The 11,617-nt window shown below is 73.9% G+C and carries 8 protein-coding genes and 2 pseudogenes; 6 read left to right on the plus strand and 4 right to left on the minus strand.

Annotated features, from left to right (window positions below; translation table 11 throughout):
- Nucleotides 1–912, plus strand: a pseudogene (locus tag SSNG_RS03485) (DEAD/DEAH box helicase); the annotation flags it as partial.
- A 61-nt stretch (nt 913–973) separates the two neighbouring features.
- Here the strand turns inward: SSNG_RS03485 and SSNG_RS03490 are convergent.
- Nucleotides 974–1,921, minus strand: coding sequence for a class I SAM-dependent methyltransferase (locus SSNG_RS03490; protein WP_128636851.1), 948 nt, complete (start codon nt 1,919–1,921; stop codon nt 974–976).
- 710 nt (nt 1,922–2,631) lie between these two features.
- On the minus strand, nt 2,632–3,384 hold the full coding sequence (locus SSNG_RS03495) for an SDR family oxidoreductase (RefSeq protein WP_007262415.1): 753 nt from the start codon (nt 3,382–3,384) through the stop codon (nt 2,632–2,634).
- Between the two features lie 310 nt (nt 3,385–3,694).
- On the opposite strand from SSNG_RS03495, the gene SSNG_RS03500 reads away from it, so the two are divergent.
- The 3 genes from SSNG_RS03500 to SSNG_RS03510 are packed head-to-tail and all read left to right on the plus strand — an operon-like array spanning nt 3,695 to nt 8,213.
- Nucleotides 3,695–4,522 (plus strand): FAD binding domain-containing protein, encoded by an 828-nt coding sequence (locus tag SSNG_RS03500; RefSeq protein ID WP_007262416.1) that lies wholly within the window; start codon nt 3,695–3,697, stop codon nt 4,520–4,522.
- Nucleotides 4,519–7,245: a molybdopterin cofactor-binding domain-containing protein gene (locus SSNG_RS03505; protein WP_007262417.1), complete on the plus strand. Its 2,727-nt coding sequence runs from the start codon at nt 4,519–4,521 to the stop codon at nt 7,243–7,245. Before SSNG_RS03500 ends, SSNG_RS03505 begins: the two co-directional genes overlap by 4 nt.
- On the plus strand, nt 7,242–8,213 hold the full coding sequence (locus SSNG_RS03510) for an antibiotic biosynthesis monooxygenase (RefSeq protein WP_007262418.1): 972 nt from the start codon (nt 7,242–7,244) through the stop codon (nt 8,211–8,213). The genes SSNG_RS03505 and SSNG_RS03510 overlap by 4 nt, the downstream gene beginning before the upstream one ends.
- Here SSNG_RS03510 and SSNG_RS03515 read toward each other — a convergent pair.
- A complete protein-coding gene (locus SSNG_RS03515; protein ID WP_042800481.1) occupies nt 8,202–8,708 on the minus strand; it encodes an SRPBCC family protein in 507 nt (168 codons plus the stop codon). The genes SSNG_RS03510 and SSNG_RS03515 overlap by 12 nt on opposite strands.
- Before the next feature lie 70 nt (nt 8,709–8,778).
- Nucleotides 8,779–9,786: an NUDIX domain-containing protein gene (locus tag SSNG_RS03520; protein WP_241694986.1), complete on the minus strand. Its 1,008-nt coding sequence runs from the start codon at nt 9,784–9,786 to the stop codon at nt 8,779–8,781.
- Between the two features lie 253 nt (nt 9,787–10,039).
- On the opposite strand from SSNG_RS03520, the gene SSNG_RS03525 reads away from it, so the two are divergent.
- Together SSNG_RS03525 and SSNG_RS39085 are read left to right on the plus strand one after the other, a co-directional pair.
- Nucleotides 10,040–10,366, plus strand: coding sequence for a hypothetical protein (locus SSNG_RS03525; protein WP_007262421.1), 327 nt, complete (start codon nt 10,040–10,042; stop codon nt 10,364–10,366).
- Between the two features lie 157 nt (nt 10,367–10,523).
- Nucleotides 10,524–11,617: pseudogene (locus tag SSNG_RS39085) on the plus strand (RNA ligase family protein); the annotation flags it as partial.

Consider the following 11,617-nt stretch of genomic DNA (forward strand, 5'->3'; position numbering starts at 1 on the left):
CCTGGAGCGGGTGCGGATCATGGGAAGGACTAGGCGGACCAGATGTGCGACATGGGCTTCATGCCGAAGGTGACGGAGATCCTGGACCAGGTGCACCACGACGGGCAGCGGATGCTGTTCTCGGCCACCCTGGACCGCAACGTCGACCAGCTGGTGCGCCGGTACCTGAAGGACCCGGTCTCGCACTCCGTGGACCCGCAGTCGGCGTCGGTCGGCACGATGGACCACCACGTGCTGCACATCCACGCGGCGGACAAGGTGTCGGCGGCGACGGAGATCGCGGCCCGCGTTGGCCGGGTGATCATGTTCCTGGACACCAAGCACGGCGTGGACCAGTTCGTGAAGCACCTGCGGGCCATGGGCGTACGCGCGGAGGGGCTGCACAGCGGCAAGTCCCAGCCGCAGCGCACCAAGACCCTCGGCCAGTTCAAGGACGGCCTGCTGACGGTCCTGGTCGCGACCAACGTCGCCGCCCGCGGCATCCACATCGACGACCTCGACCTGGTGGTCAACGTGGACCCGCCGGCCGACAGCAAGGACTACCTGCACCGCGGCGGCCGCACCGCCCGGGCCGGCGAGTCCGGCAAGGTGGTCACCCTGGTCACCCCGGGCCAGCGGCGCGACATGGTGCGCCTGATGGCCGACGCCAAGATCCGGCCCACCATCACCCAAGTGCGCTCCGGCGAGACGGCGCTGAGCCGGATCACCGGCGCGAGGAAGCCCTCCGGGGTCCCGCTGTCCGGGGCCCTGCCGACCGACGCGAAGGGCCGCCCGAGCGGCACGGAGCTCGGTTTCCGGGGTCTCGGCACCCGCCCGGGCCGCACGGGCCGGGGCAAGGAGTCCCGCAAGACCATCGAGGCGCGCCAGGCCGCCGAGGCCCGCCGCGCGGCCCGGGTCCGCAAGGGCCTCTGAGACCCCGGGCCCCGGGTGTCCGGCGGGGTTCCCGCGGGACACCGGGGCACGGCCGCCCGGGTCAGGCCCGGGCGCGCCGCCGCCGGGCCACTATGGCGCGGGTGACCACCGGCGGGAGCAGGTCCTTGGCCAGCCTGCGCCAGCGCACGCCCGGCCGGGGCGCGGGCTTCGGGGCGGGAGGGGCCGGGGCGGGCTCGGGGGCCGGCGGGTGCAGCAGCTGCGGGGCGGGCGGCGCCGAGACGCCCTCGTCGCCGATGCGCACCAGCGGCTTGCCGTGGACGACGTCCACGCCGTGCCACAGGTCGGTGCGGCCCTCCAGCCAGGTGCGCAGCGCCTCCTGCCAGGGCGCCGGATCGCCCCAGGTCGCGTACAGCTTCGAGGCGGACACGGCGATCGGGTGGAGGTCGCCGGTGGCCACGGCGGCCCAGACGGCGGCGGCGACGCCGGGGCAGTGGGCGGAACGGTAGTCGTCGAAGACCACCACGGCGTCCGGGGCGGCGACGGCCCGCGAGGAGGCTATGTCCTGGACGACGTGCTCGTGGAGGTGGGAGGCGTCGATGTGGACGAACCGGCAGCTCGCGGCACGCACCTTGTCGGCGACGACGGAGGTCGGGGCCTGGATGATCGTCGGCAGCGCCTCGTGGAAGGCCAGGTAGTTCGTCTCGAACCCGCGGCGGGTGAGGGTGGGGTACGAGCCCTGCACCTCCTGCACGTTGGAGTCGTCGGGCGCCGGCGAGTCGAACAGGTCGCAGACCGTGAACGCCTCCCCCTCGCGGAGGTATCCGGCGAGGAAGATCGCACTCTTGCCCATGAAGGCGCCCAGTTCCAGGATGTCGCCCGCCACCGGCTCGGCCTCGTTCTGGCGGGTCAGGAACCAGTCGAAGAGGACCTGGTCATACGCCGAGAACCAGCCCTCCACCTCGCCGAACGCCTTGGGCGCGGGCGGCGCGGGCGGTTCGGGCGACCCGGCCTCGGGGGTGCTGACGGGGGCCTGCGAAACGTGCGACACAGAGAGTCATCCTCCAGCGGAACGGCATCGGTCCAACTCTGAATACCCGGCAGGGTACGCAGACCCTAAACCCCCGAACAGGGTTATGGCGAGAACTCGTTGCCGTGATCGTTCCGGTTAGGAGGTGGCGCGCCGGTCCAGCCTCCGGGCCGCGGCGTTGCGTACGCGCCGGGTGCGCCCCGAGGCGGCCAGCAGGGCCAGCGCCTCGTCCGGGCGCCGGGGATTGCGCCGCGGTGCGCTGGCACCAGTCGGAGGCGGCGGCCAGTTCGGCCCGGGACCACTCGGCGCCCGCCTCGACGGCCTTCAGCAGGCTCCACTCGCGCAGCCGCCGGGCCGGGAAGGCGTGGCCGTCGAGTACGCGGTGCAGGGCGCGGGCCCAGTCCTGGAACCCGGTGCCGGGCCGCAGCCGTACCGCGCGGCGGTCCAGGTGGGTCACCACCGCGCTCTGCGCCATCACCGGGTCGCGGTCGCGCAGCACCTCGGCCACCACCGCGGCCTCGCCCACCACGCCGGCCGCCCCGGCGGAGAAAAAACAAAAAAGAGGTGGCGGGCGTACCGCCACCCGGTCGGTGGCGACCGCCTGCTCCGGCGGCCGGGCCGTGGCCGTCGGGCCGGCCGACGGCGCGCGGCGTATCTGGTGTCCTGGGCTACCCATGGCACCCATTCCACACGACCGCCCCGCGCGGTCCCGGAGCGGGGGTGGGGTGGCGTCAGTGGGTCAGCTCGGTGCCGGTCTGCTCGAAGTAGAAGGACTTGATGAAGCAGTCGCGGGGCTGTCCGACGGCGAAGAAGACGCAGTCCACCAGGGACTGGGCGGTGAGCGGGTCCTGCGCGGTGCGCGGGGCGTCCTCCCAGGCGGGCGACAGCGGGTCGTGGTTGGCGAAGTCCGGGGGGTAGAGGGAGATCACCCGGACCCCCCGGCCGCGCAGCCGGCGGGAAAGGCTCTCTGTGAAGCCGGCCTGGGCGCTCTTGGCCGCGTAGAAGGCGTCGTGCGCGTCGGACCGGTGGTTCCCGGCCTCGCCGCAGCCGGAGACCATGGTCACGATGTCCGGCTTCGCGGACTTCAGCAGCAGCGGGAGGAAGGCCTTGGTCGCCAGGACGGTGCCGGTGGCCCCGGAGGCGAGGGTGTCGACGATGTCCTCGTCGGAGGCGGAGAGCAGGTCCGTGCCGTGCTGGTAGCGGGAGCCGTTGTTGACCAGGACGTCGACGTGGTCCGTGCGGGCGGCGACGGCCCCGGCGAAGGCGCGTACGGAGGCCGGGTCCGTGAGGTCGCAGGCGTGGGCGTGGACCCGGGCGGCGTCGTGGCCCTGGGCGATGATCTCCTCGCGGACCCGCCGGGCGGCCTCCTCGGTGCGGGCGGAGAGGTGGACCTCGGCGCCCCGCGCGGCGAAGCCGAGGGCGAGGGTCCGCCCGAAGTCCCGCCCGGCCGCCGTGATGACGACGCGGTGGTGTTCAAGTGTCATGCCTGTCACGCCTCCTGGTTGTGTGGTCGATACACACGAACCCGGCCGGCGATCAAGAAATTCCGGCCGTCGGACCCGGCCGTCGGACCCGGCCGTCGGACCCCGCCGGGGCCGGCCGGCAGGCCCCCCGACCCGGCATGGCGTGGCCGTCCGCGCCGCCCTATCCTGAGAAAGGATCTCCACGCCCGCGGGCCGCCGCCCCCTTTCCCGGGACCTCCGGCCACGGCGTACGGACGCCGGACGCCGGTGCCACGGCCCACCGGCCCCGCGAGCGACGTCCGCGATCTCCGTCGTGAGGGGACCGGTCCCCATGGATCTCAACACCGTCACCGAAGTCGTCCGCCGCCCCTCCGGCAAGCCGGGCCGGGAGTGGCGCGAAGGCGACGCCTGGCTCGCCGGAGGCACCTGGCTGTACTCGGCGGAGCAACCGCACCTGCGGCGCCTGATCGACCTGACGGCGCTGCCCTGGGAGCCCCTCGTCCCCGGGGACGCGGGACTGGAGATCGGCGCGACCTGCACCGTGCGCGACCTGTACGCGTTCCGGCCGCCGCCCGAGTGGACCGCGGGGGGACTGGTCCCGACGGCCTGCGAGGCGTTCCTGTCCTCGTTCAAGGTCTGGAACGCCGCCACCGTCGGCGGCAACATCTGCATGTCCCTCCCGGCCGGCCCGATGATCACGCTCACGGTCGCCCTGGAGGCCCGGTACGAGCTGTGGGCCGCCGACGGGTCGGTGCGCACCGTGGACGCCCTCGACTTCGTGACCGGGAACAACCGCAACGTCCTCGCCCCCGGTGAGCTGCTGCGCCGGATCGACGTCCCGGCGCACGCCCTCGCCAAGCGCGCCGCGCACCGCCGCTTCAGCCTGACCCGCCTCGGCCGATCGACGGTGTTCCTGATCGGTACGCACGCCCCCGGGACGGACAACCTGCTGCTCACCGTGACCGCCGGGACCACCCGGCCGGTACGGTTCGCCTTCGAGCACATGCCCGACGCCCTGACCCTGCGCCAGAGCATCGACGCCGTCCCCGCCGACGTCTGGTTCGCCGACCCCAACGGGACCCCCGACCACCGCAGGCACCTGACACGGCACTTCGCGGAGGAGATCCGGCGCGAACTGATCACCGGGGGTCCGGTATGACCTACCTCGTCAACGGCAGGGAATTCGAGCGGGAGCCCGCTCCCGGCCAGTGCCTGCGCACCTTCCTCCGCTCCCTCGGCCACTTCGGCGTGAAGAAGGGCTGCGACGCCGGCGACTGCGGCGCCTGCACGGTGTGGCTGGACGGCGTCCCCGTGCACAGCTGCATCACCCCCGCGTTCCGCGCGGAAGGCCGTGCCGTGACCACGATCGAGGGGCTCGGGTCACCGGGCGACCTGCACCCGGTCCAGCGGCGGTTCCGCGACGCCCCGGGCTTCCAGTGCGGCTTCTGCACCGCCGGGATGATCATGACCTCGGCCACCTTCACCGAGGCCCAGAAGGCCGACCTGCCCAGGGCCCTGAAGGGCAACCTGTGCCGCTGCACCGGCTACCGGGCCATCGAGGACGCGGTGAAGGGCGTCGCACACGTGGAGACGGCCACGCCGGGCAGGGCGGTGGGGACGAGCGTCGGCGCCCCGGCGGCCGAGGACGTGGTGACCGGGCGCGCCGAGTTCACGATGGACACCCGGATGGAGGGCGTGCTCCACCTCAAGGTGCTGCACTCACCGCACGCCCACGCCCGGATCGTCTCGGTCGACAGGAGTGCCGCGCTCGCGGTGCCCGGCGTGCTCCGCGTCTACACGTGGGAGGACGTACCCCGCAGGCGGTTCACCACGGCGATCCACACCGACCACCTCGTCGATCCGGACGACACGTACATCCTCGACGACACCGTCCGCTTCGTCGGCCAGCGCGTCGTGGCCGTCCTGGCCGAGACCCCCGGTGCGGCGGAGGAGGGCTGCCGCGAGGTGGCCGTGGAGTACGAGGTGCTGCCGGCCGTGTTCGACCCCGAGGAGGCCATGGCCGACGGGGCGCCCCGACTGCACGGCTCGGAGGACCCTTTCGTCCGCGACAGCGTCCACAACCTGCTGCTGGAGATCCATTCCCACATCGGCGACGTCGACGCCGGTTTCGCGGCGGCCGACGTCGTCCACGAGGGCACGTACTCCTCCCCGCGCGTGCAGCACGCCCACCTGGAGACCCACGGTTCCCTCGCGTGGATGGAGGACGGCCGGCTGATCGTCCGCACCAGCTCCCAGTCCCCCTCCATCGCGAAGGTCAAGCTGGAGTACCTGTTCGCGCTGCGCCCCGACCAGGTGCGCGTGTTCTGCAAGCGCGTGGGCGGCGGCTTCGGCGGCAAGCAGGAGGTCATCTCGGAGGACCTGGCGGCGCTGGCCGCGATCGACACCGGACGTCCCGTCTGCTACGAGTTCACGCGCGAGGAGGAGTTCACCACCGCCTCGCCGCGCCACCCGATGAAGCTGACGGTCCGGCTCGGCGCGAAGGCCGACGGCACGCTGACCGCCTTCCAGGTGCGGAACGTGTCCAACACCGGTGCGTACGGCAACCACGGCGGCGAGACCCTGTACGCGGGCGGCGCCGCCGTCATGATCTACCGCTGCCCCAACAAGAAGTACGACGCCTACTCCGTCTACACCAACACGGTCCCCAGCGGGGCGCTGCGCGGCTACGGGATGACCCAGCCGGCCTTCGCCGTGGAGTCGGCGATGGACGAGCTGGCGCTGGCCCTGCACATGGATCCGCTGGAACTGCGGCGGCGCAACATCGTGCGGCCCGGTGACCCGCTCGTCGCGATGCACGACGGCCCCGACGACGTGATGTTCAACGAGGACGGTCTGGGCAAGTGCATCGACCTGGTGGCCGGCGCCCTGGCCCGTACGGCCGGACTGCCCGCTCCGGGACCCGGGTGGCTCGTCGGGACCGGTGTGGCGAGCTCGCTGCACGAGACGGCACCCCCGACCGAGCACATCTCCGAGGCCTGGATCACCCTCGGCGACGACCTCGTCTACGAACTGGCGGTCGGGACGGTGGAGTTCGGGGAGGGGACCTCCACCGCGCACGTCCAGATCGCGGCCAACCAGCTGGGCACGACGCCGTCGCGGATCCGCCTGGTGCAGTCCGACACCGACCGCACCGGGTTCGACACCGGCGCCTTCGCCAGTGCCGGGCTGTTCGTCGCGGGGAACGCGGTCCTGCGGGCGGCCAACGCGGTGCGCGACCGGATCGTGGAGTTCGCCGCCGCGCACACCGGCGTCCACGTGGTGATGTGCGTGATGGAGGACGACCACGTCGTCTGCGGCGACGACCGCGTCCCGCTGGCCGAACTCGTCGCCCTGGCGCGTGCGCGCGGCATCCGGTTCACGGCGGCCCGCAAGGCGTACGGCTCGCCGCGCAGCGTCACCTCCAACACCCACGGGTTCCGCATCGCCGTGCACCCGGTGACGGGCGAGATCCGGATCCTGTACAGCGTGCAGGCGGCCGACGCCGGGGTGCTGATCAACCCCGAGCAGGTCCGGGGCCAGGTCGACGGCGGCGTCACGCAGGGGATCGGGTTCGCGCTGACGGAGGACTACGTGGTCGACGCCGACGGCGCCATGGCCAACCCGAACCTGCGCAACTACCGCATCCCCACGTACGCCGACGCCCCGCGCACCGAGGTGCTCTTCGTGGGCTCGGCAGACTCCGTCGGGGCCATGCACTCGAAGGGCATGGCGGAGTGCTGCATCAATCCGGTGGCCCCGGCCCTGGCGAACGCCCTGCGCGACGCCACCGGGGTCCGCTTCCGCGAACTGCCCCTGTCCCCGGAGCGGATCTACAGCCGGCTGGGTGAGAGCAGTCCGGCGCCGACGGGGCCGAGGCGATGAGCACCGGCGCGCGGGCGGACGCCTCGGCCACGGTGATCATCGGCCGGAAGGTGCTGCCCGGGAAGGAGCGGGAGTACGAGGAGTGGCAGCACGGCGTCAACACCGCCGCGGCGGACTACCCCGGCTACCTCGGTGCCGAGGTGTCCCCGCCGACGGCGCTCCAGCCCGACTGGGTGATCGTCTACCGGTTCGACTCCATCGCCCACCTCCAGGCCTGGATGAACGGGGCGACCCGGCAGCGGCTCCTGGACACCGGCGAGAAGTACTTCGACGGACCCGCGACCCAGCAGGTCATCAGCGGCGGCTCGCAGCCGACCGACCCGCTGGTGACCGTCGTGGTCACCCACCGCGTCCACCCGGACCAGGTCGACGACTTCCTCGCCTGGCAGCGCCGCATGAGGCACGAGGAGAGCAAGTTCGAGGGCTACCGGGGCAGCGAGGTCTTCCGGCCGGTCGAGGGCCTCCAGGAGGACTGGACCACCCTGTACCGCTACGACAACGCCGAGCACCTCGACGCCTGGCTGACCTCGGCGAAGCGTCAGGAGGTGCTCGCCGAGGGCCGGAAGTTCGACGACTTCAAGCTGCGCGCCATCGACAACTCCTTCGGCAGCTGGTTCGCCTTCGCGGAGAACGGCAGGGAGGCGCCGCCGCCGTCGGAGACCAAGACGGCCGTCGCCGTCTGGGTCGGCCTGTACCCGACCGTGGTGCTGCTGACGCTCGCCCTGCACCCCCTGGGGATGCCGCTGTGGCTCGGACTGCTGGTGGGCAACCTGCTGTCGAGCTTCATCATGAGCTTCCTCACGATGCCGCACTACGTGAACCCGCTGCTCGGACGGTGGCTGCGGCCCGCCGCGAACGAGCCGCCGGCCCGGACCAACCTCCTCGGCGTGGGGACCGTCGTGGCGGTGATGACGTTCTGGGTGATCGTGTTCTACCTGGTGACCACCCGGTTCTGGTCACTGCCCTGAGCCGGGGCCCGGCCCCGGCTCGGGCAGCGGCGCGCCGGTCTCCAGCAGGGTCTTGATGCTGGAGACGAGCATCGGCCAGGCGCCGGAGCACATCCTGATGAGGGCGCCGCCCGGAGTGAACCCCTCGTGGCGGACGGTGAGCCGGGCGAGGGTGTCCCCGACCGGCTCGATCTCGTACGTCACCCGCGTGCGCGGCTCGCCCGCCAGTTCGGCCCGCAGCTCCTCGGCGATCCCTGCGGAGGCCGCCCACTGGGGGCTGAAGGTGTGCCAGGTGTAGGACAGCCGCCGGTCCGGGACGCAGTCGAGCACCACCTGCTCGGGGTCGCGGGTGCGGGCCCCGCGCTCGACCCAGTCCATCGTGGAGCCCACCGCCCAGTCCGTCTCGAAGGTCAGTCCCCAGTAGCGGCGGGTGTACGCCGGGTCGGTGAGGGCCTGCCAGACCCGGGCGGGGTCGGCCTGGATGTACACGGTGTAGTCGATCACGCTGTCGGTCATGGCCCCATGCTGCGGGACCGGCTGCCGCGCGTCCGGCATTGGCGGGCCGGGCGTGGGCCGGCCCGGGCCCTCACCAGCGCAGCCCCTCCTCGGGGAGCTCCACCGGCGGCGTGCGCAGCGGGGCGGGCAGGCCGAGCTGGGCGCGGGCCGCGTGCACGGCGGCGAGTTCGTCCCGCCCGGCCGGTCCCCAGTCGCTGAGCTCCCGTACCTGCTCGGGGGTGGCCAGGAGCCGGGCGTACGCGGGGTCCTGGGCCGGGGACACCGAGGTGAGCCGGGCCGCCGTACGGGCCAGGGCGCCCCGGTCGGCGTACCGGTAGCCGAGCGGCAGCGCCGCGGCGGCGGGCTCGGCCCCGGGGCCGGGCAGGTGCGCTGCGCCGGTGGCGCGGGCCACGAGCAGCAGCACCCGCCCGTCGGGGGCGAAGAGCCAGCCGTGGTGGTCCCGTACGGGCAGGTGGGCCGGGACGGGGCCGGGGTGCCAGGTGCCGTGCTGGGGGGTGCGCCGGCTGCGCAGGACCCCGAGGCGGTCCAGGGCGGTGGGGGTGGTGGGGCGGCCGTCCTCCAGCAGGGCGGGGCCGGAGCCGTTGATCCTCGCACGGAGGGCGGAGAGGGCTCGGCGGGCGTCGCCCGGCTCCATCAGGGCGGGCAGGTCGGCGGGCTCGGCGAAGTCGATGCCGGTGATCTCCTGGGCGGGCAGGCGGACGGACCGGATGCGCTCGGGGGTCCAGCTGCCGCCGTCGTAGACGTGCAGGATCTCGCCGGGGAAGCGCATCTCGGGCGGGATCCCGGGCACGTCGGCGGGGATCCAGTCGACGGCCAGGCCGCGCGGGTAGTGGCCGTCGACGCCGAGCTCCTCGCGCATCTCGCGGGCCGCGGCCGCCGCGGGCGCCTCCCCGGCGTCCACGGCGCCGCCGGGGAGCAGCCGGTCGGGGCGGTAGTCGACGGTCTGGACGAGGACCCGCCCGTCGGAGTCGGTGACGAGGACGGTCGCTCCGGTCCAGAGGGCGGCGCGCGAGGCCCCGTACTCCGCCGGGGTCATCCAGGTGCCTGCGCGTCCGTGGTCGTCGGTCAGCTGCGGCATCGGTACTCCGTTCACCGTGGGTGGACCAGCCGCCTGTGCAACAGCGGGCCGGGCCGCCGGGTTACGGCGTTCCCGCCGGAGCGGGATGATCTTCTTTGCCACCCCTATACCTCTTTATGGCCGGATTATGTCGATCTTGCTAGCGTCCGTGCTGCGGACCTGCGGTGTGAAAGCGGCCGGTCCGACCACGTACGCTCACCCGTCCGTGTGAGCGGGCGCGACCGGCGGCGCCCGCTTGCGGCAGGGTGGGCGGATGCCGTCGCGCCGGATGCTGCCGCCGTCCCTGTCCCTGCTGCTCGCCGTAGTGGTGACGGCCACCGGGTGCGTGACCGTCCGTGCGCCGGACCGGCCGCCCGGGCCCGCGCCGGACCGGACCGTGTGGGCCCCCCGGCAGCCGGTGGTGGAGGGCCTGCCGCTGGGGCCCGCCCCGGATCCGGTGGAGGTGTCCGCGCCGCCCGTCGGGGCGGCCGCTCCCGCGGCGCCGGCCGGGGCGCCGCCGGCCGACGCCCCGCGCCGGCCCGCCCGCGAGCGGCGGCCCGCCCGCCCCGCACCCGTCCCGCGCCGCAGCCGTACGACATGAGCCGGCTTGCGAGGCCGCCCACGGGGTGGTGGACCCTGCCATCGTGGCCATGTGCCGGTAGGGCGTCGTCCCGGCCGCCGGGGCCAAATTGGGTGGATGCGCCGACTCCGGATACCTAGAGTGACCTGGTCCCCCGTCACCCGATCCGGAGCCCGCCATGCGTACGCACTACCCCCGCACGGCACACCTGCCGTGGTCCCCCGGTGCCACGGCGGACGACGTGCGCGCCGGGGGCACGTCGGCGCTGGCCGGGCGCGAGGTGGTCGTCACCGAGAAGCTCGACGGGGAGAACACCACCCTGTACGCGGACGGGCTGCACGCCCGCTCCCTCGACTCCGGCCACCACCCCTCCCGCGCCTGGGTCAAGGGCCTCCAGGGCCGGATCGGCGCGCAGATACCGGTGGGATGGCGGGTGTGCGGGGAGAACCTGTACGCCCGCCACTCCCTCGCCTACGAGGAACTCGACAGCTGGTTCTACGGGTTCTCGGTGTGGGACGGCGACCGCTGCCTGGACTGGGACCGCACGCTGCGCTTCCTCGGCCGGCTCGGCGTGCCCGCCCCGCGCGTCCTGTGGCGCGGGGTCTACGACGAGCGGGCGCTGCGCAGACTGCGCGTCGACACCACGCGCCAGGAGGGGTACGTCGTACGGACGACGGCCGGCTTCGACCGCGCCGACTTCGGCCGGTACGTGGCCAAGTGGGTGCGGGGCGGGCACGTGCGGACCGACACGCACTGGATGTACGCGCCCGTCGTGCCCAACGGGCTCGGCCCGGCCGCTCCGCTGTGGGCGGTCCGCTCCGGCTCCGAGCCGGACCCGGCCGGCCTGCTCGCCGCCCTGGGGATGCCGCAGCCGGCCGACACGGTCGCGGAGCGGCCCTACGCCGTCGCCGAGCGGGCCGACGCCGTCGCGGAGCGGCCCTACGCCGTCGCCGAGCGGGCCGACGCCGTCGCCGAGCGGGCCGACGCCGTCGCCGAGCGGGCCGTCGCCGAGGTCACCGTCCGGCTCGACGGCGCCGGCCGCACCGGGGAGGCCCGGCTGGCCGGCGTACTGGCCGCCGCGTTGCACCGGCAGCCCCGGGCCGCCCTCGGGGCGCGGCTCGCGGCCGGACCGCTGGGGATGCGGACGGCGCGCCGCGTGGCCGACCTGGTCGGCCTGTACCCGGCGGTGCGGCGGCCGTTCCCCGAGGAGGAGCGGCGGGCCGGGCTGGTGCGGACTGGCGGCAGCCGCCGACCTCGGGGTGCTGCACGCGC

This window comes from Streptomyces sp. C (assembly GCF_000158895.1).
Lineage (GTDB): Bacteria > Actinomycetota > Actinomycetes > Streptomycetales > Streptomycetaceae > Streptomyces > Streptomyces racemochromogenes.